Below are 24,570 nucleotides of genomic sequence, written 5' to 3' on the forward strand. Positions count from 1 at the left end.
AAAAGTTATGGCGTTTGTGACAATGATTTTTGCATACATGGTAATAGCTGGAGTAATTGCAATGGTGATTGCCGGGACAATCAGCACGATAGGTCTTATTGTCTTGATTATATCGTTGATTCGACGGCACAGGGCTAAAGTCCGGGGAGAAACGCCAAAAAAATTTGGTTTGATTACAGGATGGATTTTGTTTTTGCTGCCAATATTTGTAGTTATTAGTTTTATAGTCTATTGGTTTGTTTGAATATTGAGTTGGTGGAAGTGGAGATAATGTTAGATCAAATAATTAAAAATTGTCTGGATCAAATGCAGGAAAAAAATCTGATTATGGAAGACAACAGGGAATATTATCAGTATGCTATGGAACTATTGGTAGAAGAAAGTTTGACAGTTGGAACAATACTTGTGGTAATTATATGTATGCAGGAATTTGTGAATGGGGTGATTTTTCTTATTTCATTTTTGGCTTTACGAAGAAGAACTGGTGGTTTTCATATGAAGACGTTTAAAGCATGCTACGTGGCAACCATCGGGACATTTATAGGTGTTTTGCTTGTGAAAAATATTATGTATACATATTCAAAATTGTTGCTTGTTTTTACCTGTATAGCGGCTAGTTATCTTTTGATTGTAGGTACGATGAATCATCCTAATATAGATATGGATAAAATAGAATTGTTGGCAAGTAAAAAATGTGCCAGAATGGTATGTATAATAGAATTGTTAATGATTATAGTTGGAATGCAAATTAGAAATTTTGAAGAAATTTCTATAATGATATCATTGGCAATTATATTATGCTCTGTTTCTATGAAACTTGCGCAGCTTGTGAGACAAAAAATATAACATTGCGGAGAAAATAATGGGAATTGTATTAACTAAGTTAGTGCGATTCCCATTATCTGATAGTTTGTGAAAACTAAGGAATGCCGTGTATGGAATGAGAGAGCAACTAATTAACCGTGGTTAGAGCCGCATACTTGATTTATGGAAGTTTTAAAGCCTTTCTGTGGGAAATGATAGTACATCATCATCAATAATAATTAACGGATACATTAATTGTTGTCTGGTCAAAAATTCCCTTTGTATTTAAAATGATTTTCTGTGTAGCATCGTTAAGCAACAGATTTGTATCTTCCACACAGCGGTTTTCGACAGTATAGACATGTCTGCCGATATGGAACGGATCAAAGGTGCAGACAAAGATTACAAAACTCTGTTTTAACTGTGTGTTCAATGTTGTAAACTGTATTGGAATCGTCCTCAACATAGACATCTAGTCGGATGCTTTTGGCATCGAGAGAAAGATTGATCGTTTTCTGGTCTTGTGGGTACTCAATGCGCGAAATCTTAATATTCAGTATTGTTTCCCAAAACGGTTTGCAGTACTTTGGATTGCGCATGATAATGCCAAACATAAAATCATCACTAATGGTAAGAACTTCGAACTTTTTGCTCATATGCATCTTCTTCTCCTTTGTAGTGGTGGAGAGGAAAAGGTGTCATATAGAGGCTGTTTTTCTATCAGAATTGTTACATGGAAGTCTCCAGCTTTCAATATCTGAATAGTTACAAAACAATAATAAAATAACAACTGAATCTTTGTTCTGCACGAAATTTCTCTCCAATATCTAATTAGTACACATGGAAAAATGGATGAAATATCCAATGAAATGCAGTCAAATATAAAAAGACTGCACATTCGATATGTGTAAAGAAAATATAGTATGTGGAAGGCATATATACAATAGGAAAATAGAACTAAAAACAGATAGCGGATGATAAATATCCGCTATCTGTTTTTTTAGGAAAGAAATGTATGCAGTTCGTTCAGGCGTGCATCAAAGTCGGAAATCCCCAGATCATACAACTCCTGTTCTAACTTTTCATCACGCGCGTAGGTACTCATCTTTAATTCTTTCGAAGGTGCAAAGACAAGCGCTTTTCCAGCGGATTCCTGTTTTTTTACATCGGCAATATTCTGACGGTACATCAGATGCCGGTTGTCAAGTGCTGCAATTGTCTGCGGATATTTACGCAGGGCATGCCGGTAAATGTGCCGGAAGCCTTCCGGTTGCTTTACAAAGCTGCGCGGTTTGCTCAAGATCACGACTACACGGTCGCATCCTTTTGCAAATGCGCGCATAATCGGAACAGAATCGGATAATCCGCCATCAAAATATGTCTGATCTTTAAAAGAAATCGGACGACACATCACAGGCAGGGCACAGCTTGCCATAATGGCACGGTAGTCATCCTGTTTCATATCGTCTTTGGTAAAATAAACGGGCTTTCCAGTTGCGGCATCTGTTGCCACGAGTTCAAACTCGGCCGGATTTTCCACGATGGCAGGATAATCGATCGGGTCAGCTCCATCGGAGTTGGTCAGTGTCTGATAAATATACTGAAGACCGAAAAACTGTCCGGTGCGCAGCAGATTTTTGACACCCATATAACCGGGCTCATGCAGATGGTCTACATAAAAACGAAGATTGCGCCCGCGTTGTCCGGCGAGATAGCTTGCTGTGTTTGCAGATCCGGCCGATACGCCGATGCAGTAATCGAATGTAATGTGTTCATCTAAAAAGCGGTCAAGAATGCCTGCGCTGTAGGCACATTTCATGCCGCCGCCTTCTACTACAAGTCCTGTCTTCATGTCTGGGATACTCCTTTTGCCTGAAATTAGCATTATTGTAGCACTTTTTTTCTTTTTGTCAAATTTTTAACAATATGTGTTTGTTTTTCTGCAACCGTTTCAGTAGTGCCGGGACATTTGAAAAAAAGTGATTGGCTGACAATTCCTTAGAATGGGGACAGCCCGGAAGGCAGAGATATTGGATTTTTTGATATGAGATATGATTTGACGAATGGGGAGATTGAGGAAGGTATGGGATAATATTTAAAAATGATAATATCCTTTTGTGAAGAAAGTTTCATAAAAGCTAAGAAAGTTTTCAATAAAGTTGTGGAATTTGTTTCTCATGGAAGTTCATCTCCTTTCTGTTTACGTTGTCATTATAAAACACGAAAGGGGATATTACTTGCCAAAATAAAAAAATAAATGGACAAAAATTGCAAAAAGCAGAGATTCCAATCCTCTGCTTTTTGCATTTTTTTATATGTTTTTACGATATTCAGAAGGTGACAGCCCTTTTGTCTTTTGAAAAATCCGGCTGAAATACAGTGGATTATCATATCCGACAATTTGTGCGATCTCATTGATATTATATTGTGTATTCTGAAGCAGTGCTTCGGCATTATATATTCTTTTTTGCAGAATGAATTGTTTTGGTGTGATTCCGGCATATAATCTGAAATTACGGATAAACCAACTGGCACTGACATGATTTTGTTCGGCATAGTCATCAATGCTGATTGGTTCATTGTAATGCTCACTGAAATAAGAAATTGCTTTGTCTATTTCCTCAGCAGCATGGGAGTTCACTGTGTTGACAGAAAATTTAAAGTGGCGCTGTAGTTTTATAAAAATTTGTCTTAAATACATTTCAAGCATTTCAGAATAGCTATCCTGACACATTTGTAATTCTTTTATCATGGCACGGAAAAGATACTGATATTCCGAACCGGAACCACAGTGGAACACCCTTTTATCATTTGTCAATCCATAGGAACGGAGCAGATTGGTGACATTGTTTCCTGTAAAATGAACCCAGTAAACCTCCGTCTGGTCGTTGGCATAGTATTCATATTTCTGGGGTTCTCTTGGGCGGTATAAAACCATATGACCAGCATGAACAATCGTTTCTTCCTCATCGTTGTCAAAATGAAAATGAGCTTTCCCGGCAGCAATAAAGATCAACTGAAAATCAACTCTGCCACGTGGTCTCCAGGTGGGAAGTTTAGGGTGCGTATATAACTTGTAAGTCCCACACATGGTTACGACAAGTGGCTTGGATTTATCTTTTCTGTCAATTGTTGAGTTATTCAGATATGCATTATTGGTATACATTTGAGACCCCCATATGATAATTGAAAATGTTCATGAAATAATAATCTGAAATACATAAATTTATGTTTGGCTCATGATGCAATTTTATCATTTTATGCATGTCTTGTCTATTTGGATTTTAAACGTTTGAAATAATGGTATTTTTTGTATAAATTAACGTGCTGGAAAATGAAAGTCAATAAAAGTACATGTCAAAAATAACAAAAGAAAGGAATAAAGAAAATGGTTTTTGTTAATTATACTGTTTTGTGCATGTTTTGTGTAATTTATGATATGGTTTTTTGACATCAGTTTTTATATACTATCTATAACAAAGTTGTGGGAACAAAAATAAGGATCATCGAAAGGAGCAGTTTCACATGGAAGAAAAGAAATACCTGAAATGGTATAACAAGGTGGGGTATGGAACCGGAGATCTGGCAGGAAATGTCGTGTATGCATTTCTTTCCTCGTTTGTAATGTTGTATCTGACAAATACGGTAGGGTTAAATCCGGGAGTTGTCGGAACATTGATCATGGTATCAAAATTATTCGACGGTGTCAGTGATATGTTTTTTGGTACATTGATTGACAAAACAAAGAGCAGACTTGGAAAAGCAAGACCGTGGATGCTTTATGCATATATTGGCTGTGCAGTAACGCTTGTGGCGAACTTTGCAATACCGGAAAGTCTTGGAAAAACAGCACAGTATGCGTGGTTTTTTATTGCATATACTTTGCTGAATGCAGTATTTTTTACTGCAAACAATATTGCCTATGCATCACTGGTTACGTTTTGTACAAAAAATAGCAAAGAACGGGTAGAAATGGGGTCGTTCCGTTTTATTTTTGCGTTTTTAACAAGTCTGATCATTCAATCTATCACCGTTCAGTTTGTAAGAATGGCAGGCGGTGGAGCTGCTGCATGGAGAACCGTAGCAATCATATACGCAGTAATCGGACTGATTGTAAACACAATTTCCGTATTCTCAATCAAAGAACTTCCGGAGGAAGAATTAAAGGCAGGCAGAGAACAGACAGAAGAAAAATATGGTTTGATTGAAGCCGCAAAACTTTTATTTTCCAATAAATATTATCTTATGATTTGTGTTACTTATATTTGTCAGCAGATCTATTCGGCTATGTTAAATATGGGTATTTACTATATGATTTATGTTTTGAAAAATGAAGATTTATATTCGGTCTTTTCCTGGGCAATTAATATCCCTGTCATCATTGCAATGTGTATTACACCTATGCTTGTGGAAAAGATGAAGGGATTATATCGAATGAATCTTGCAGGATACATTCTTGGAACAGCCGGACGTGTCGGTGTTATTTTTGCAGGCTATATGGGAAGTGTTCCGCTGATGCTTGCTTTTACCGCAATCGCAGCACTTGGAATGGCACCATGGCAGGGAGATATGGGAGCTGTTGTGGCAAGCTGTTCAGAATACACATACCTGACAAAACATAAACACATTGATGGAACCATGTATTCCTGTACATCCTTTGGAACCAAAATCGGGGGTGGAATCGGAGTTGCCCTCTGCGGATGGCTGCTTGATGCAAGCGGATTTGTCAAGGAAGCGGCCGTGCAGCCTGCATCCTGCATGAATATGCTTCACATTATGTATTTATGGATTCCAATGATCCTGTCATTAGTCATTACATTTATTATGTCAGAAATGAATGTGGAAGCAGCGAACCGGCGACTTAGAGAACAGATGGAGGAGTGTTGACGTGGAATATAGTGGAATGAAAGAAATTGTATGGGGTGTATGGAAAGAGAGGGAAAATATGAACGCTGATATGAAATGGCTGGACAATCCGGAAGTGTTTAAGGTAAATCAATTGGAATCACATAGTGATCATTGTTATTATCTGGATTATTCAGACATGAAAAAAGAAAAAAATCCATTATTACAGTCATTAAATGGTCAATGGGAGTTTGCTTACAGCAAAAATGTGATGGAAAGACCTGTTGATTTTTATAAGGAAACATTTGATGCATCAGGATTTGATAAAATTATGGTTCCAGGACATATCGAACTGGCTGGATATGATAAAATCCGTTACATCAACACGATGTATCCGTGGGAAGGAAAAGAGTACCACAGAGGAGCCTATAGCATGGAGGCAACCGGAGCAGAAGAAGGAATGTTTTCAGAGGCACAGTACAATCCGGTAGGCTCTTATATCAAATACTTTGATTTGGACAGGAGTATGTGTGGAAAAAGAATCCATATCTGCTTCGAAGGTGTAGAAGAAGCTATGTATCTGTGGCTGAATGGCCAGTTTATAGGGTATGCCGAAGACAGCTTTACACCTTCTGAGTTTGATCTGACACCATATATTAAGGAAAAAGGAAATGTACTGGCAGTGCAGGTACATAAGATGAGCACAGCGGCATTTTTGGAGGATCAGGACTTTTTCAGATTTTTTGGAATTTTCAGAAATGTTACGTTGAAGGCATTACCGGATGTTCATCTGGAGGATGTATGGTTTAAACCTGTGTTAAATCAGGATAATGTAAGCGGAAGGGTATCGACTAGCATGAAGGTATCTGCACCTGACAGTCAGCATGTAACTGCATGCTTTATTTTAAAAGACAGGGAGGAAAATGTATTAGTAGAGAAATCCATACAGTTAACGAAAGAAAACGGCCATATGGAAGGCACGATTTGTGTTGATTTGGAAAATGTCAAACTGTGGGATAATCATAATCCATATTTATATCATGCTTATGTTGAGCTTAAAGCAGAGGATGGTTCTCTGGCAGAGGTAATTCCTTATGATATCGGTTTCAGAAGAATAGAGATTATAGATAAAGTAATTTATCTGAATGGAAAACGACTTGTTATCACAGGAGTAAACCGTCATGAGTGGAATGCAAAAACAGGAAGATGCATTGGTGTGGAAGATATGAAAGCAGACATATCCTGTATGCTCAGGAACAATATTAATTCTGTTCGTACCTGCCACTATCCTGACCAGATACCATGGTACTATATGTGCGACAATGCAGGTATTTATGTGATGGCAGAAACAAATCTGGAAAGCCATGGTTCATTCCAGAAGCTGGGGGCAATCGAGCCATCGTGTAATGTACCGGGGTCTTTTCCACAGTGGAGAGATGCTGTGCTTGATCGTGCAAAAAACAATTTTGAAACTTTTAAAAATCATACGTCCATCCTTTTCTGGTCATTAGGAAATGAATCCTATGCAGGAGACGACATTGAGGCAATGAATGTTTATTTTGCGGAAAAGCAGGATGGAAGACTGGTTCATTATGAAAGCTCTTATTATAATAGGGCATATGAGGATACTATTTCTGATTTAGAGACAAGAATGTATGCAAAACCGGAGGATGTAGAGGAATACCTGAATAATAGTCCGAAGAAACCATATATTTTATGTGAATTCATGCATGATATGGGAAATTCCATGGGAGGACTTGGTTCTTATATGAAGCTGATTGACAAATATGATAGGTATCATGGCGGATTTATATGGGATTTTATTGATCAGGCAATTATGGTAAAAGATCCGGTGACAGGAAAAGATGTTTTACGCTATGGAGGGGATTTTGATGATAAACCGGCAGACTATGAATTTTCAGCAAATGGAATCGTATTTGCTGACAGGAAAGAGAAACCGGCAATGCAGGAAGTGAGGTATTACTATGGCTTATACAGATAAATTAAGAGTGGTCTATGGTGACTATACACTTGGTGTACATGGGGAGGGATTTGATTATATTTTTTCTTATGCACAGGGTGGACTGGAATCTATCGTTAAAAATGGATATGAGTGGCTGTACCGTTGTCCAAAACCTACTTTCTGGAGAGCATTGACAGATAATGACAGGGGAAGCAGGTTTCACATTAAAAGCGGAAGCTGGCTTTCCGCAGATATGTTCATTGACTGTAAGGGAATAAAGGTCATCATGGATGGCAAGGAGCAGACCCCATATGCCCCTGATAATAATAGCTATGGTGGTGATGTTTATGCGGATGAAATTGTCGTAACATACACATACGAGACCATAACCACTCCGGAGACAACGGTTCTTGTAAGCTATACCGTTGATGTATCTGGAAAGATTCGCGTGGATGTACATTATCATGGGGTACAGGGACTTCCAGAATTACCTGTATTTGGAATGAGATTTATCATGCCAACACTGGCAGACAAATATTTATATAAGGGACTCTCCGGGGAAACATATCCTGACAGAAAAGCGGGGGCAAAAGAAGGAATCTATGAGATTGAAGACCTGAGTCTTACACAATATCTTGTTCCGCAGGAATGTGGTATGAGAATGGATACAGAGTGGCTTGAGATTACAAGACATACGGCTCTTGATAACAGCAGGACAGACAGTTCATCACAGATACTGCGCATTGAAAAGAATGGCGAAAAATTTGCATTTTCCTGTCTGCCTTATACAGCATCTGAGATTGAAAATGCCCTTCACCACGAAGAACTACCACCGGCAAGAAGAACCGTTTTATGTGTATATGGTGCAGTAAGAGGTGTTGGAGGCATCGACAGCTGGGGAACTGATGTGGAAGAGGGATATCGTATCAGTGCAGAAGATAATATAGATTATTCATTTACCATATGCTGATTGTGGTTGGAGAAACAGGGAGTATAAATAAAAGGAGTTGCTTGTAAGTGCTATTGGTATATGAAAACAGAAATACAGGAGTATCCGCGGAGTGGAAGAAGCCAGTACATGTGCCGCCGCATCTACATGAGGCAATAGAAGTAGTGTATGTAACGGATGGAGAAATAGAACTTGGAGTGGGACAGGAATTGTTCCATATGGATGAAGGGGATTTTGCAGTTGTGTTTCCAAATGTAATACATCATTATCAGGTGTTTGGGGAAAAAGAAAACAAGGTAATATTCCTGTACCTTGAACCAACACTGTTTCCTTCCTATTACAGGGAATTGCAGATATACAGCCCGAAGAACCCGGTTGTAAAAAAAGAGCAGGTGCATCCGGATGTGGTAAATGCCATAAAATATCTGACCGGAATAACAGAGGGGGATCCCCGGATGATACAGGCATATGCACAGATGATCCTTGCACATGTTTTCACAACAATGCCAATGATGGACAAAAGTGCGGTAGGGAGTGATGATCTGATTTATAATGCGGTAGAATACGTGGCCAAAAATTTTAGGGAAAACATCAGCCTTGAAAAAATGGCATATGAATTGTGTGTAAGTAAATATGTGTTGTCAAGAATGTTTGCAAAAACCTTTCACTGTAATTTTAGTAAATATGTGAATGGAGTCCGGTTAAATTATGCAGTTGCGGCACTGGAAAACACAATGGATTCCATTACAAATATATGTCTTGATTGTGGATTTGAAAGTCAAAGAACTTTTAACCGCGTGTTTAAGGAAAGATATAAAATCACACCTAGAGAATATCGAAAAAGGATAATTATGTAAAGCGATGTAGAAAAAGTTGTGGTGTTTCCTGAGAAAGAGAAAACTTGTCATAACAGCCGAAAATAGATATAATAGTTACACATGTGGGATACCACAATGAACGAAAAAGGTGAGGAAACAATCATGGCATTTGTACATCTGCATACACATACGGAATATTCATTACTCGATGGTTCCAACAAAATAAAAGAATATGTAAGCCGTGTGAAAGAACTGGGGATGAACAGTGCCGCGATCACTGACCATGGCAATATGTATGGTGTGGTGGAATTTTACAAGACGGCAAAGGCAGCAGATATTAATCCGGTGATTGGCTGTGAGATCTATGTGGCGCCGAATTCCCGGTTTGACCGCGAGACCAGCCATGGCGAGGACCGGTATTACCATCTGATCCTGCTTGCGGAAAACAATACCGGTTATGCGAACCTTATGAAGATCGTCTCCATCGGGTTTACGGAAGGGTATTATTACCGGCCGCGTGTGGATTTTGAGACGCTGCAGAAATACCATGAGGGACTGATCTGCCTGTCGGCGTGTCTGGCGGGAGAAGTGCCGCGCTATATTGTGCGTGGATTTTATGAAGAGGCAAAAGGCATTGCAAAAAAATACCAGGACTGTTTTGGAAAAGACAACTATTTCCTGGAATTACAGGATCATGGCATCCCGGATCAGAAGACGGTCAACCAGGGGCTTCTTCGGATCAGTCAGGAACTGGACATTCCCCTTGTCTGCACGAACGATATCCACTATACCTATGAAACGGATGTGGAGGCACACGATGTCCTTCTCTGTATCCAGACCGGTAAAAAGATTACGGATGAAGACCGTATGCGTTACGAGGGCGGACAGTTTTTCGTAAAAAGCGAGGAGCAGATGCGGAGTCTGTTTCCGTATGCAAAAGAAGCCGCAGACAACACGCAGAAAATCGCAGACCGCTGCCATGTCACACTCGAATTTGGCAATTACCAGATTCCAAAATATGCACCGCCGGAAGGCTATGACAGTGCGTGGACATTTCTGGATGCGCTGTGTGAGAAGGGATTTAAGGAAAAATATACGGACAATCCGGCGTACGATGAGACGCAGTGTGCAAAGATCCATGACGATATGGAATACGAGCTTGGCATTATCCAGAAGATGGGATTTGTCGAGTATATCTTAATCGTGTGGGATTACATCAACTGGGCGAAAACACATGACTGCTGGGTCGGACCGGGGCGTGGTTCCGGCGCGGGCAGCCGCGTGTGCTATTGTACCGGCATTACAAACATTGATCCGGTCAAATATAACCTCCTTTTTGAGCGTTTTTTAAATCCGGAGCGTGTGTCCATGCCGGATATTGATGTGGATTTTGAGTATGCGGAGCGTTCCCGCGTGATCGAGTACGTCACAGAAAAATATGGAAAGGATTCTGTGACACAGATTACGACCTTTGGTACGATGGCAGCCCGCGGTGTCATCAAGGCAGTTGGAAAAGCACTCGATTTTCCGTATGCGGAGATGGACCGTGTGGCAAAAATGGTGCCGATGGAACTGAACATTACGATTGACCGTGCCCTGCAGGTCAACCCGGAATTCCGCAGCCTCTATGATGGGGATGCACGTATGCACGAACTGATTGACATGGCAAAGCGTCTCGAAGGGCTGCCGAACCACACATCCGTACATGCGGCAGGGGTTGTGATCTATCCGGGAGAGGCGAGCAATTATGTGCCGCTGGGGCGTGCCAGTGACGGAACACCGACGGCAGAGTACAATATGGTACAGCTTGAGGAACTTGGTCTTTTAAAGATGGATTTCTTAGGACTCCGCACGCTTACCGTATTAAAAGATGCCGTCAAAAATGTAAAGGCATCCCAAGGCATCGACATTGACATCGATCATATCGATTTGAATGATAAAAAGGTGCTTGATTTTATCGGAACCGGGCGCACCGAGGGTGTGTTCCAGCTGGAATCTGCGGGCATGCAGAACTTCATGAAAGAGTTAAAACCACAGAATTTCGAGGATATTGTTGCCGGAATTTCCCTGTACCGTCCGGGACCTATGGATTTTATTCCAAACTACATCAGGGGAAAGAATAATGCAGACACCGTTACTTACGTGACGCCGGAATTGCAGCCGATCCTTGAGCCAACGTATGGATGTATCGTTTATCAGGAGCAGGTGATGCAGATCGTACAGCAGCTTGCGGGGTATACGATGGGACAGGCGGACAACATCCGCCGCGCCATGAGCAAAAAAAAGCAGTATGTCATCGATGCGGAGCGGCAGAGTTTCGTCTACGGAGATTCAGAGCGCGGCATCAGGGGCTGCGTGGCAAACGGCATTGATGAGAAAGCGGCAAACAGTATTTACGATTCCATGGTGGATTTTGCAAAGTATGCGTTTAACAAATCCCATGCGGCAGCCTATGCGGTCATCAGTGTGCAGACTGCGTGGCTGAAGTTTTACTATCCGGTGGAATTTATGGCAGCACTTATGACGTCCGTGATTGACAATTCGGCAAAAGCCGCGGAGTATCTGCTGCATTGTAAGGAACTCGGTATTTCCGTGCTCCCGCCGGATATCAATGTGGGACAGGGAGAATTCACGGCAGAGGGAAATGCCGTGCGCTATGGTCTGTATGCCATTAAATCCCTGGGACGTCCGGTGATTGACAGCATCATCGGGGAACGCAAAAAAGGTGGTTCATACCGCACCCTGCAGGATTTCATTGAACGTACGGTGCAGCGGGACATCAACAAACGTGCGATCGAGAATCTGATCAAGGCAGGTGCCTGTGACGGGCTTGACGGTAACCGGCATCAGATGTCCATTGTCTATACGTCCATTGTAGATGATGTCGTGCGACGGAAAAAGACCGGGCTGGAAGGACAGATGAGCCTGTTTGATTTTGTCGGGGAGGAAGATAAAAAGGACTACGAAGTCCATTATCCGAATGTGGAGGAGTTCCCGAAGGAAGTGCTGCTTGGCTTTGAAAAAGAAGTGCTTGGGATTTATTTAAGCGGGCATCCGCTGGAAGATTACCTTGGTAAAATGAAGAAAAATGTCACGGCAAATGCAGCGGATTTTGTCAGGGAAGAGGAAAGCGGCGCGATTCGTGTGACAGATAATATGCATGTGGTTGTGGGTGGCATGATTGCAGCAAAAACAGTTAAATATACAAGGAATAATCAGGCAATGGCATTTCTGACAGTGGAGGATCTGACCGGTTCTGTGGAAATTATTGTATTCCCAAAAGATTATGAGAGGTACAACCGCTTTTTGAATGATGAGGAGAAGATTTTCGTAGTCGGACACGCAACGGTGGAGGAGGAACAGGACGGAAAAGTGATCTGCGAGCGGATCGTTCCGTTTGACGATACCAGAAAGGAACTCTGGCTGCAGTTTCCGACAAAGAGTGATTTTGCGGAGAAAGAACAGCAGGTGTATGATATTCTCCGGGATTCGGACGGAAATGATGAAGTGGTAATTTATATATCAGATGTCAAAGCATTTAAAAGATTGCCAAGAAACCGTGCGGTTGGTATAAATTCTGTGCTCTTGGCACGTTTGACGGAATTTCTGGGCGAAAAAAATGTAAAAGTTGTGGAAAAAGGCATTGAAAATCGCGCGTAATAAGTATAGAATAAAACAGATTAAAGAATTTCATTTTAATTTTAATAAATGGAGGATTTCACAATGGCGAAAGAGATTAACACAATTGGTGTACTGACCAGTGGAGGAGATGCCCCGGGAATGAACGCTGCAATCCGTGCAGTTGTCCGTCAGGCTATATCTAAAGGAAAGAAAGTGAAAGGAATCAAGCGTGGATACGCTGGATTATTAAACGAAGAAATTATTGACATGAACGGACAGAGCGTTTCAGATACAATCTCTCGTGGTGGTACTATTTTACAGACTGCCCGTTGTATGGAGTTTACCACACCGGAAGGACAGCAGAAAGGTGCGGAGATCTGTAAGAAGCATGGAATTGATGCAATTGTAGTTATCGGTGGAGATGGTTCTTTCAAGGGTGCACAGAAGCTTGCTGCACTGGGAATCAATACCATTGGTCTTCCGGGAACCATTGATCTGGATATTGCATGTACTGATTATACCATTGGTTTTGACACCGCTGTTAATACAGCCATGGAAGCGATTGATAAGGTTCGTGATACTTCTACATCTCATGAGAGATGCTCAATTATTGAGGTTATGGGTCGGGGAGCCGGACATATCGCATTATGGTGCGGTCTTGCGAACGGTGCTGAGGAGATTCTTCTTCCGGAAAAATATGATTACGATGAGCAGCGTCTGATTGATCAGGTAGTCAACGCAAGAAAGAACGGAAAGCAGCACTATATTATTGTAAATGCTGAGGGTATCGGTCATTCACAGAGCATGGCAAAGCGTATCGAGGAAGCGACAGGTGTTGAGACACGCGCAACGATTCTCGGACATATGCAGCGTGGTGGAAGCCCGACATGTAAGGACCGTGTCTATGCAACCACAATGGGTGCAATGGCAGTTGACCTTCTCTGCGAAGGAAAGAGCAACCGTGTCATTGGACATAAGGGTGGCAAGTTTGTAGATTTCGACATTGATGAAGCTCTGGCTATGAAGAAAGATGTCGATGAGTACATGTACGAAATCTCAAAGACACTGGTATAGTTATTCCTTTTATTGGAGAACATAGTGCGGCAGGGAATTCTCTCTGCCGCATTTTTAGGTTTGAAATCAATGGGATTTTCAAGGAGACGGGCAATGGACAACACCAAGGAAATTCTCACACTGGCAGTAGAAATCGGGGACGCGATGCTGCGGTGCGGAGCAGAAATTTACCGGGTGGAAGATTCTGTGATACGCATATTGGAAGCTTTTGGTCTGGATGATTTTGATGCTTATGTTTTATCCAACGGAATTTTTGCAAGTGCAAATGAGAGCAGGGAGGATGCCTGCAGTGTGGTAAGATATGTTCCACTTTCGGCAACCCATCTGGGGAAACTCGCTGCTTTAAATCAGCTGACCCGAGATATCTGTAATCATAAATGTTCGGTTGCAGAGGCATCAGAGCGGTTGAAACAGTGCAAAAAAATTCCGGTTTATGCGAATGCGGTACAGTTACTGGCATGTGGAATCGGTTGTGCAGCGTTTACCTTCATGTTTGGAGGGCATCTGCCGGAAGCACTGTATGCATTTTTTGTAGGGCTGATAGAGCAGCTGGCATTGTTTGTGTGCCGGAAGCGTAAAGTTTCCAGATTTTTAACGAATGTATATGTCAGTCTGCTGATCTCTTTGCTTAGTCTGCCAGCGGCCGCGGGTGTGATACCTGTTTTGCATGACAAAGTGGTGATCGGGGCAATTATGCCGTTAGTACCTGGAATTGCACTGACAACATCCATTCGTGATTTTTATAATGGCGATTATTTGTCCGGAACGATCCATCTGATTGATGCACTTCTTACGGCACTTTGCATTGCAGTGGGCATTGCACTGCCGATTCTGTTGTTGCGATATGGAGGAAATTTACCGGTATGAGTTATGTGCTTCAGTTTTTTATTGCAGCGGTTGCCACGGTTACTTTTGCCATTTTGTTTGCGGCACCGAAAAAGGAACTGGTTTTCTGTGGCGTATCAGGCGGGCTTGCCTGGCTGGTTTATTTTATTTTGTACAGGCAGTCGGGGAATGTGGTTTTGGGCAGTCTGGTGGCAACCTTTGTTTTGACAATTTTAAGTCGTATTCTGGCAGTAGCAAGATGCAATCCTGCCACGATTTATCTGGTATCCGGGATTTTCCCACTGGTTCCGGGAGCCGGTATCTATTATACGGCATATTATCTGATATCCGGAATGCCGGCAAAATGCTCGGCAAAAGGGCTGGAAACTTTTGAGATTGCCCTGGCCATTGTATTTGGGATTATTTTTGGCTTCTCGATTCCGGAAACACTGTTTCATAAAAGGAAACAGTAAGTAATGGGAAAGGATTGTACGGATGATATGATTACAAGCAGTGCAAATCAGCAGATGAAACATCTGTCACAGCTGATGAAAAGGGCGAAAGAACGAAAAAAAGAACAGGTCTTTGTTGTGGAAGGAATAAAGATGTTTCAGGAAGCACCGGCGGATACGGTGGTGTCTGTCTACGTGTCGGAAAGTTTTCTGGAAAAACCGGAACATGAAAAATGCCTGCAGGGATACCGGTATGAGGTCGTGAGTGATGCGGTATTCCGGGAAATTTCGGATACACAGACTCCGCAGGGAATCCTTGCGATTGTCCGCATGCCGAAGTATGATCTGTCCGATCTTTTGCAGGGGGATCACACGCATCTTTTAATTCTTGAGAGCGTGCAGGATCCGGGAAATCTTGGAACGATGGTGCGCACCGGAGAGGGTGCCGGCATCACGGGAATTATAATGAATAAAACGACGGTGGATCTGTTTAACCCGAAAACCATACGCTCGACGATGGGAAGTATCTACCGTGTTCCGTACCTGATCACGGAGCATCTGCCGGATCTGCTTGATGAGCTGCATAAGGAGAATATCAGATTGTATGCGGCACATTTAAAAGGAGATACATATTATGATGCCTTTGATTTTACCGGGGCATGTGGCTTCCTGATTGGAAATGAGGGGAACGGTCTGTCTGATGAAATTGCAGAGTGTGCGGATTGCTATCTGAAGATTCCCATGGAGGGAAAGGTGGAGTCGCTGAATGCAGCCGTTTCTGCAGCACTTTTGATGTATGAATGTAAGAGACAGCGGGGAGAGCACAATGAAAATATGGTTTAAAATCTGGGAAAACACACACTTATTAAAATCGGAAACCATAGAAGATGATACGGAGGATACACGTACACATAAGATTTTTCATGCGCTTGAAGAAGTCTGTCTGAAGTGGGATCTTGGAAAACCGATCTGGTTTGATGCGAATATAGCGGAATTTCAAAGGCATGCGCGAACGAGGTTTGGCAAGGACAATTTTGTGGAGGAAACAGAATTTGATTATCTGGAGATACAGGTGATAGACGAAGATTAAAAAAATATTAAATTTGTTGCTTTCTGCGTACAGAACGTGTTTCTTGTGATATGATAATACCATATGGGAAAGCACGTTAATACATGTGTGAGGTCTGCTTTCGCATTTATGAAAGGAATGTCTGCCATTGTGGCAGGAAAGAGGAGGAATGACATGGGAACATCGCAGATGCTGGGGGAAGATATTGATAGTTGGGAAACTATGATGTTTTTATATAATTCTGCACTGAAAGAGGTGGGAACAAAACTTGAGATTTTAAATGACGAGTTTGTTCATATACATAAGTACAATCCGATTGAATATATTAAGTCGAGGATTAAAACACCGGAAAGTATTGTAAAAAAATTAAAGCGTGACGGATATGAGAGTACGATCGAGAATATGAGAAATTATATTAACGATATTGCAGGAATCCGTATTGTCTGCTCGTTTACTTCGGATATTTACCGTCTTGCAGAGATGATCGGAAAACAGAATGACCTGACCGTGATCTGTGTAAAAGACTATATCAAAAATCCGAAAGTCAGCGGTTACAAGAGTTTCCATATGCACGTGACGGTTCCTATCTTTTTATCGGACCGTGTGGTTGAGACAAAGGTGGAAATCCAGATCCGCACCATTGCAATGGATTTCTGGGCAAGTCTGGAGCACAAGATTTATTATAAATTTGAGGGGCATGCCCCGGAATATATCAGCCGGGATCTGCGTGCCTGTGCAGAAATTGTTTCAAACCTCGATGCAAAGATGCTGCAGCTGAATGAAGCAATTTTAGAAGAAAAGGAAAAAGAGGAACAGAAGAAAAAGGAAGAATAGTTACGAAGAATAAAACTATTACGGAACAGTCGGAAAGAAGGGAATGCTATGGTACCTTCCATTGCACGTCAGAGTGTGATTTTAAAATGTAATATGCAAAAATCCGTGATGCTTGGAAACTACGAATTTTTCTATGCTGCGGGATTGATGAGAAAATTATACAACATAGAGATCCGGACAGATATGGAACCGGAACAGATTCTGGAAGCGATTCTGCAGATGCAGGATAATCTGGCTCCGCAGAGTGAACAGGAAAAATATCTGATACAGATCATAAAGAATTATGAGCCGTCAGCGGATCATGATGCACAGATGGATGAACTGTTTGCCTGGGGAGAACAGGAACCTGACATGTGGCAGGTCACGACATCGTTCCATCCGGTTATAAGGTAACTATGAGCGATAGTTACCTTATATTTTTGCAATTTTCGTACATACTACAAGTAATTTTAAAAGAAAGATGAGGATGTATGAAATGAGTAAGATGACTCTGGAACAGGAAGAAGTGCGCAATCAGGAGTATAATGAGTATGTCGAACAGATGACACCGAAACATAATCTGTGGGCAAATATGGGAAAAGCCTTTTTGCTGGGGGGAGGTATCTGCCTGTTGGGACAGATTATTTTACAGATTGCAGCCGGGGTATTCGGACTTAAGGCAGAGGATGCCGCTCTTTGGTGCAGTTTACTTCTTGTTCTTCTTTCGGTGATCCTGACGAGCTGTAATGTATATGGGATTCTTGCCAACTGGGGAGGTGCAGGGGCATTGGTTCCGATTACCGGATTTGCAAATGGCGTGTGTGCTTCTGCGGTGGAATTCCAGAAAGAGGGACAGGTATTTGGTATCGGATGCCAGATTTTTAAGATTGCCGGTCCGGTGATTTTGTATGGGATTTTTTCAAGCTGGGTGCTGGGATTGATTTACTGGCTATTTTAAATTCGGTGGTATCTATGTCGATAAAATCCATGTAAAAGATACCAGTGAGGTATCTATATACTGAAAATTTAATGTTCAGATACCGTGTTTTATCATCAAGTGATTTAACAGGATGCTTTTCGATTATATTTTTTTTCCGCGTACTTTTCCTGAATTTGCACATACTACCATAGAAAATAAGGAAGCAAAGAGGTGCAGAATGAAAGAAAAACGGGAAATAGTTTATCTGAAGGCAGACCGCAACAGTGTCTGCCATGATCCAAAAATAAAGATACAGGATGTGATGTCTGTACAGTGTGCAGATTCTGCAATCTGTGCCGGAATAAAAAATAAAACACTGTATACGTTTAAGAAAAACGATGACCAGAAAAAAGAAGGAAAAAAGAAAAAACGAATGGAAGTATTTTCGATGCTAAATGTGATCGAACGGATACAGACGGATTACCCGGATGTGGAAATTGTTAGTATCGGGGAACAGGATTTTGTGGTGCAATTGTTAGATGCACCGATGGCACCGAAATGGCTGGAGACGCTTAAAGTTGTTGTGATGGTTGTAGTAATCTTTCTTGGAGCGGCATTTACGATTATGGCATTTAACAATGACGTGTCCGTGGGGGAAGTGTTCAACCGGTTTTATCAGCAGGTGATGGGAAAAGAAAAACCGAAAGTATCAGAAATTGAAATTTTTTACTGTCTTGGACTGGCAGTGGGAATTTTGGTATTTTTTAACCATATCGGAAAGAAAAAAATTACTTCAGATCCGACACCGATTCAGGTTGAGATGCGAAAGTATGAACAGGATGTCGATATGGCGTTTATAGAGAACGCGGGAAGAAAGGGGCATGAACACGATGTTTCTTAGACACATTTTTATGGCGGGCCTTGCGACAGCCTGCGGCATTGCGGTTTCTGCCGGAACGTTTGCGTTTCTTCTGGTGATCGGGGTCATTCCGCGCATGATCAAACGCTGCAATTTTGGAGAACGGATACTGATGGTCGAAAATACGGTTATACTGGGGGTATTGACCGGTGCCGTATTTTCTGTGGTGGAGTGGAAGGCACAGCTGCCGTATCCGTGGCTGGCGCATGTCATTTTGGGCGCTTATGGAACTGCAGCGGGAATTTTTGTGGGATGTATTGCGGTGGCACTGGCAGAAATATTAAATACTTTTCCGATCCTGTTCCGGCGTCTGTATATCAACCGTGGACTCAGTGGTGTTATGATTGCCATGGCACTGGGGAAAATGGCTGGTTCTTTTTATTATTTCTTTTTTGGTTACGGGCTTCCAAAATATTGGTAAATCCATATTTTCTAATTGCAATCTTCTTTGTGACTGGCGTATAATAAAAGGTATGATTAGTTTCAGGAGGATTTTAAATGGGCAGATATGCATTGGATATGGAAAAATATGCAGATTTGGCAAGGACTGCATCTGCTGAGGGATGCGTGTTATTGAAAAATGACAACAGTACCCTGCCACTTAAAAAAGGAGATAAAGTTGCTGTATTTGGGCGCATGGCGTTTCATTATTACAAAAGCGGACTTGGCTCGGGCGGACTGGTAAATACACGCTATGTGGTTGGAATCCTTGATGCGCTGCGCGCCTGCAAAGATATTGCGCTGGATGAAGAACTGATTGGGATCTACGAAAAATGGATTAAAGACCATCCATATGACGAAGGTGAGGGATGGGGGCTGGTTCCGTGGTCACAGGAAGAAATGCCCGTGACGGAAGAGATGCTTCAAACCGCATCCGGGGATGATGTGGCACTGGTGATTCTTGGACGTACGGCGGGGGAAGACCAGGACAATACGGACAAGCCGGGCAGTTATAAGCTGACACGGACAGAAGAAGACCTGATCCGTAAAGTGAGCAGTCAATTTTCACGCACGGCCGTTATTTTAAATGTGGGAAATATCATTGATATGAAATGGGTCAGAGAATTTGATCCGGCAGCGGTACTCTATGCATGGCAGGGAGGTCAGGAAGGTGGAAACGGTGTCTGTGATGTACTTACGGGGCGTGTGAATCCGTGCGGAAAACTGACCGATACGATTGCAGAGGATATCAGTGACTATCCATCCACGTCAAATTTCGGGGATTTACAGAAAAACTATTATAAAGAAGATATCTATGTGGGATATCGGTATTTTGAGACATTTGCCAAAGATAAAGTTTTGTATCCGTTTGGATTTGGATTGTCGTATACTTCTTTTTCCGTGCAAGCGTCTGCAGAAGAAAAGGACGAGCATACGGTCTGTGTAAAGGCAACAGTGAAAAATACCGGAACAAAACCGGGGAAAGAAGTGCTTGAAGTATATGCCAAAGCCCCACAGGGGGTACTGGATACACCGGTGCGTGTTCTTTGTGGATTTGCAAAGACAAAGGAACTGGCAGCAGGGGAAGAAGAGCATATTACTCTGGAGATTCCGAAAAATACATTTGCCTCCTATGATGACAGTGGTGTAACCGGACACAGGGACTGTTTTGTGCTGCTGGAGGGTACTTATACCATTTATGTGGGAACCGATGTGCGGACGGCACAAAAGGCAGGCAGTTATCCGCAGACGTTTACAGTACTTGAACAGCTTGAGGAAGTCTGTGCACCGCAGAAACCGTTTGCCCGTATGACAAGAAAGCCGGGTGATGTGATCGGATATTCCGATACACCGGAACGGATCTATGGTCCGTATGACCGAGTGGAAAAACCGGCAGAGATTTCACAGACTGGTGATAAAGGCTATCGTCTGGAAGATGTATATGACAAAAAGATTTCCATGGAGACATTTGTGGCACAATTGTCGGACGAGGATCTGATTATGCTGTTCCGCGGAGAAGGCATGTGCAGTCCGAAGGTGACTCCGGGTACTGCAGCGGCATTTGCAGGACTGACTTCGTCTTTGAGGAAGTTTAGAATTCCGGCAGAATGTGCATCGGACGGACCATCCGGAATACGTATGGACTGCGGAACAAAGGCATTTTCCCTTCCGAACGGAACGCTGCTCGGATGTACATTTAACTGTGAACTGGTGCGTCAATTATATGAAATGACAGGGCTTGAACTACGGTTAAACCGTGTAGATACATTGCTCGGACCGGGATTGAATATTCACAGAAATCCGTTGAACGGACGAAACTTTGAGTATATTTCCGAAGATCCGTTTTTAACCGGAAAAATGGGAGCCGCACAGCTGCAGGGACTTAATATTGCAGGTTCCACAGGAACCATCAAACATTTTGCGGCAAACAATCAGGAAACGAAACGACATGAGGCAGATTCGATTATTTCCGTGCGGGCACTGCGGGAAATTTATCTGAAGGGATTTGAAATTGCGGTAAAAGAAGGACCGGCCCGCTCTGTTATGACTACATATGGCCCGGTCAACGGGGTGTGGACTGCAGGAAGTTATGATCTCAATACCATTGTATTGCGCAAAGACTGGGGATTTTCCGGCATCGTTATGACTGACTGGTGGGCAAAGGCAAACCATGAGGGACAGCCATCGGATCCGCGTATACATGCGGTCATGGCAGCGGCACAGAATGATGTATATATGGTGACTGCAGACGCGCAGGATATGCAGCAGGATGATATGCTCGAAGAATTCCAGAAGGGAAATCTTACGAGAGGACAGCTGCAGAGAAATGCCATCAATATATTGCAGTTTGTACTAAAATCCCCGGCGATGCTTTATGAGATGGATAGGATTTCTCCGGAAGAACTTAAAGACCGGAAGAATGCTGCAAAAGATGATCCGGATGTCTCAAAGATGATGAAATTTGTGACAGATGAGCAGGGAAATATCCGCATTTCCGGTGGCGGCTGGGATACACATCAGGGAAAAGAAATACTTGCGGATCTGGATATGAAAGCCGGAAGTTATGAACTGCAGATGAAAGTGAAATCAAATCTGGATGATCTGGCACAGCTTCCGGTAACAGTATATCTGGATAATATCATCAAAGGAACACTGTCATTTAGGGGATCGAAAGGGCAGTGGGTGACACAGCAGATCCGGTTTGATACATTCGAGGGACATCATTATATGAAATTATATTTTGGGGCAACCGGACTTACGGTAGATCATATAGCGTTTCAGCTGTCCGGGGGCGCAGACAAGGAGCAGTAAGACATGAATGTTTTAAAGGTAAAAAAGGGAGAAACGCTTGCCAGAAAACAGGACAAGGTGATGGAATGGTATCTGATTCAGGAGGGATCGGTGATCCGGCAGTTTGCATTTGCAGAGATCATTATGCACCGGAATGCAATTGTGGGTATTCTCGAGAACGAATGGTTTGCCTGCGATTATGTGGCAAATGAAGATACGACATTGATTGTGATTCCATGTAAAAATGCACAGGATCTGCGGAAGATTTTGTCCGAACATGAGAATTTCCGCCCGATTTTTTTGCGTACGGCAGTGGAACAGCGGCATCAGGCACTGTGTCTGTATGCCAGTCTGCAGAAAAAATGCATGCTTTTACATAATGCTGCGGAAACGTTGTACAGCGAATACAAAAATCTGTGCAGCGAGAAGCTTCTTGATGAACAGGATTTTCCGCGTATGGAACAGTTTGCAGCTTTAAAAATGCAGCACCGTGCGGAAAACTGGGAGATTGCAAACAGTAACAGTCTGGTCCGGAGTTATCTGAAAGAATATATGCAGCTGATGATCAAAGATGACAGTCTGTGTGTGGGAGCAATCATGGAGGCGGCGGCACAGATGCGTCGTGTGACACAGGGAATCGGCGAGATGGTAAATTATCTGCAGTACAACAGGGATATTTTATTTTCAGATTCCAGAGATGATATTTTTCGTCTGTTTTTTACAATGGCAGTCCAGCAGTCGCAGAAAAAGCAGGACATTTCCGAGATCAAAAAGCGTCTGTTAAATATGGTGGATGTCATGACAAAGCTTGATGTGTACGATAAAAAACAGATGGCGGAGGCACATGAACTCTGCGAAAATTACGACTTTACCAAGGAGTCCGAAGGACGTATCAATATTATGCGTGAGGATTGTATTGCACATATTATGGAGTATGCAGGATATGGCAGCGATATGATCAGGGATTTCCACAGCATTGTGCAGCAGTACCGGGAGCTGCCGGATATGATGTCTACAGACAATGAGGCGAGACAGCTGCGCAGGGAAATCACAAAGGTCTTTTACGATATTTATACCAAGGCGTTTATGAGATCAGTTGAGGAACTGGTCAAGCCGTCACCGATCATGATGATGTTTTTCAATTTTGGGTTTATGGATGCGGAGGTGCTGGGGGAAACTAACACAAATGCACTGTATAATCTGACGGATTCGCTTGGATTGTTTCACTCTGCAAATGTCTATACGGTTTATGACTGGCTGGTACAGATTTATCAGGGAAAGAAAGAACCGTCCCGCAATGAATTTGACCAGGATTTCAATGCATTTCTGCTGGAAGAAAAGAGAACTGGGAATATTACGGAAGAGCAGATGCAACAGTATAAAAATGACCGCAGGCAGAAAGTACAGTTTGAGATCCGCAATATGTTTACCTCCGGAAACCGTGTGACCTATGGCCGTGTGACTACATTCTGTCCGGTTCTGATGGAAGAGGATTTCATCAACACCGTGGAAAAGATGGCAGTTACCGCAGAAAAAATTGCCGATGCCATCAATAAGGTGCGCTGTGTGGATTATTCTGCACTCTATCATGATGTCATGTTTTCCGATCCGGATCGCGGAATCAATCAGGAATGGATCAAAAAGGAAATTCTGCCGGATGTGATTCTGATGCCAAATGCCGGAACCCGTACCCTGATGTGGCAGGAGACATCCGGGGCCAAGATTGATACACCAGCGCGTTTTCTGTTTCCGATCTTTTCCGCAGTGGATCTCGATGATCAGATGGTGGAATGTATCGGCCGATACCGCTGGGAGATCTGCAGACGTGTGCAGGGTGTATACTGGAACGATATCCGGGAGAAATCGCTTACGGCGGAGTACTGTGATTATATTCAGTATTATCGCAAAAATTCAGATCTTTCTGCAGATGCAAAGGAAAAGATCAAGACTGCATTGTCCCGTGCGCGCAACAGTTACCGTGAGGTATTTGTCAAGGATTATCAGGCGTGGATGAAGTATGAGTCACAGGGAAGTTTCCGACTGAATAAAGTGGCAAGAGATATTCTGGTAAGGTATTGTCCGTTTGCAAAGGATATCCGCCAGGGACTGGCCACCAATCCACAGTATCAGAATGCATTTCACAGACTTGATGCGGAAAACAGAAAGAAACTGCAGCGGTTCCGTTCTGTTTATGATAAATATGAGGCTGCCGGCGGAGAGATCACACCGGAACTGAAAGAAAATCTGCGGTTTTATCAGATGTAGGAA

Annotated in this window: 22 protein-coding genes; 19 read left to right on the forward strand and 3 right to left on the reverse strand. The window is 42.6% G+C overall.

Going from position 1 to position 24,570, the window contains the following annotated elements:
• The first annotated feature begins 7 nt into the window (after nucleotides 1-7).
• Nucleotides 8-244, forward strand: coding sequence for a hypothetical protein (locus M72_RS14270; protein ID WP_055068702.1), 237 nt, complete (start codon nucleotides 8-10; stop codon nucleotides 242-244).
• Between the two features lie 26 nt (nucleotides 245-270).
• Entirely contained in the window at nucleotides 271-846 is a 576-nt protein-coding gene (locus M72_RS14275) for an accessory gene regulator B family protein (protein WP_055068703.1), read from the forward strand.
• Nucleotides 847-1,187: 341 nt separating this feature from the next.
• On the opposite strand, the gene M72_RS16960 is transcribed toward M72_RS14275, so the two are convergent.
• The 3 genes from M72_RS16960 to M72_RS14290 form a co-directional block, all read right to left on the reverse strand.
• Nucleotides 1,188-1,460 carry a hypothetical protein gene (locus M72_RS16960; RefSeq protein WP_141652761.1) on the reverse strand — a complete coding sequence of 91 codons (273 nt, stop codon included), beginning with the start codon at nucleotides 1,458-1,460 and terminating at the stop codon, nucleotides 1,188-1,190.
• A gap of 344 nt (nucleotides 1,461-1,804) precedes the next feature.
• Nucleotides 1,805-2,656: a patatin-like phospholipase family protein gene (locus M72_RS14285; protein ID WP_082413930.1), complete on the reverse strand. Its 852-nt coding sequence runs from the start codon at nucleotides 2,654-2,656 to the stop codon at nucleotides 1,805-1,807.
• Nucleotides 2,657-3,115: 459 nt separating this feature from the next.
• Nucleotides 3,116-3,970, reverse strand: coding sequence for an AraC family transcriptional regulator (locus tag M72_RS14290; protein ID WP_055068706.1), 855 nt, complete (start codon nucleotides 3,968-3,970; stop codon nucleotides 3,116-3,118).
• Nucleotides 3,971-4,329: 359 nt separating this feature from the next.
• Here M72_RS14290 and M72_RS14295 point away from each other — a divergent pair, with 359 nt between their 5' ends.
• From M72_RS14295 to M72_RS14375, 17 genes are all read left to right on the forward strand, one after another.
• Nucleotides 4,330-5,691 (forward strand): MFS transporter, encoded by a 1,362-nt coding sequence (locus M72_RS14295; protein WP_055068707.1) that lies wholly within the window; start codon nucleotides 4,330-4,332, stop codon nucleotides 5,689-5,691.
• A 58-nt stretch (nucleotides 5,692-5,749) separates the two neighbouring features.
• On the forward strand, nucleotides 5,750-7,651 hold the full coding sequence (locus tag M72_RS14300) for a glycoside hydrolase family 2 TIM barrel-domain containing protein (RefSeq protein ID WP_055068780.1): 1,902 nt from the start codon (nucleotides 5,750-5,752) through the stop codon (nucleotides 7,649-7,651).
• Nucleotides 7,635-8,582 carry a beta-galactosidase small subunit gene (locus M72_RS14305; protein ID WP_055068708.1) on the forward strand — a complete coding sequence of 316 codons (948 nt, stop codon included), beginning with the start codon at nucleotides 7,635-7,637 and terminating at the stop codon, nucleotides 8,580-8,582. Before M72_RS14300 ends, M72_RS14305 begins: the two co-directional genes overlap by 17 nt.
• A gap of 47 nt (nucleotides 8,583-8,629) precedes the next feature.
• On the forward strand, nucleotides 8,630-9,418 hold the full coding sequence (locus M72_RS14310) for an AraC family transcriptional regulator (RefSeq protein ID WP_055068709.1): 789 nt from the start codon (nucleotides 8,630-8,632) through the stop codon (nucleotides 9,416-9,418).
• Between the two features lie 123 nt (nucleotides 9,419-9,541).
• Nucleotides 9,542-13,039 carry a DNA polymerase III subunit alpha gene (locus tag M72_RS14315; RefSeq protein ID WP_055068781.1) on the forward strand — a complete coding sequence of 1,166 codons (3,498 nt, stop codon included), beginning with the start codon at nucleotides 9,542-9,544 and terminating at the stop codon, nucleotides 13,037-13,039.
• A 63-nt stretch (nucleotides 13,040-13,102) separates the two neighbouring features.
• A complete protein-coding gene (pfkA, locus tag M72_RS14320; protein WP_022046325.1) occupies nucleotides 13,103-14,074 on the forward strand; it encodes a 6-phosphofructokinase in 972 nt (323 codons plus the stop codon).
• A gap of 93 nt (nucleotides 14,075-14,167) precedes the next feature.
• Nucleotides 14,168-14,941 (forward strand): threonine/serine exporter family protein, encoded by a 774-nt coding sequence (locus M72_RS14325; protein WP_055068710.1) that lies wholly within the window; start codon nucleotides 14,168-14,170, stop codon nucleotides 14,939-14,941.
• Nucleotides 14,938-15,372 (forward strand): threonine/serine exporter family protein, encoded by a 435-nt coding sequence (locus M72_RS14330; RefSeq protein WP_022046323.1) that lies wholly within the window; start codon nucleotides 14,938-14,940, stop codon nucleotides 15,370-15,372. The genes M72_RS14325 and M72_RS14330 overlap by 4 nt, the downstream gene beginning before the upstream one ends.
• A 27-nt stretch (nucleotides 15,373-15,399) precedes the next feature.
• A complete protein-coding gene (locus M72_RS14335) occupies nucleotides 15,400-16,194 on the forward strand; it encodes a TrmH family RNA methyltransferase (RefSeq protein ID WP_055068782.1) in 795 nt (264 codons plus the stop codon).
• Nucleotides 16,178-16,441 carry a hypothetical protein gene (locus M72_RS14340; RefSeq protein WP_022046321.1) on the forward strand — a complete coding sequence of 88 codons (264 nt, stop codon included), beginning with the start codon at nucleotides 16,178-16,180 and terminating at the stop codon, nucleotides 16,439-16,441. The genes M72_RS14335 and M72_RS14340 overlap by 17 nt, the downstream gene beginning before the upstream one ends.
• Before the next feature lie 153 nt (nucleotides 16,442-16,594).
• On the forward strand, nucleotides 16,595-17,254 hold the full coding sequence (locus M72_RS14345; RefSeq protein WP_055068711.1) for a GTP pyrophosphokinase: 660 nt from the start codon (nucleotides 16,595-16,597) through the stop codon (nucleotides 17,252-17,254).
• Between the two features lie 48 nt (nucleotides 17,255-17,302).
• The gene (locus tag M72_RS14350) at nucleotides 17,303-17,647 is read left to right on the forward strand and encodes a DUF3837 domain-containing protein (RefSeq protein WP_022046319.1); all 345 of its coding nucleotides are present in this window, start codon (nucleotides 17,303-17,305) and stop codon (nucleotides 17,645-17,647) included.
• Between the two features lie 91 nt (nucleotides 17,648-17,738).
• Nucleotides 17,739-18,191, forward strand: a complete 453-nt coding sequence (locus M72_RS14355; RefSeq protein WP_082413936.1) for a SpoVA/SpoVAEb family sporulation membrane protein — start codon at nucleotides 17,739-17,741, stop codon at nucleotides 18,189-18,191.
• Between the two features lie 199 nt (nucleotides 18,192-18,390).
• Nucleotides 18,391-19,053, forward strand: coding sequence for a stage V sporulation protein AA (locus tag M72_RS14360; protein WP_055068783.1), 663 nt, complete (start codon nucleotides 18,391-18,393; stop codon nucleotides 19,051-19,053).
• Nucleotides 19,034-19,492 carry a stage V sporulation protein AB gene (locus tag M72_RS14365; RefSeq protein ID WP_022046316.1) on the forward strand — a complete coding sequence of 153 codons (459 nt, stop codon included), beginning with the start codon at nucleotides 19,034-19,036 and terminating at the stop codon, nucleotides 19,490-19,492. The genes M72_RS14360 and M72_RS14365 overlap by 20 nt, the downstream gene beginning before the upstream one ends.
• A gap of 77 nt (nucleotides 19,493-19,569) precedes the next feature.
• Nucleotides 19,570-22,323, forward strand: a complete 2,754-nt coding sequence (locus tag M72_RS14370; RefSeq protein ID WP_055068713.1) for a glycoside hydrolase family 3 protein — start codon at nucleotides 19,570-19,572, stop codon at nucleotides 22,321-22,323.
• A 3-nt stretch (nucleotides 22,324-22,326) separates the two neighbouring features.
• Nucleotides 22,327-24,567, forward strand: a complete 2,241-nt coding sequence (locus M72_RS14375) for a cyclic nucleotide-binding domain-containing protein (RefSeq protein WP_055068714.1) — start codon at nucleotides 22,327-22,329, stop codon at nucleotides 24,565-24,567.
• The last annotated feature ends 3 nt before the right edge of the window (nucleotides 24,568-24,570 follow it).

The sequence above is a fragment of the Roseburia faecis genome, from assembly GCF_001406815.1.
Lineage (GTDB): Bacteria > Bacillota > Clostridia > Lachnospirales > Lachnospiraceae > Roseburia > Roseburia faecis.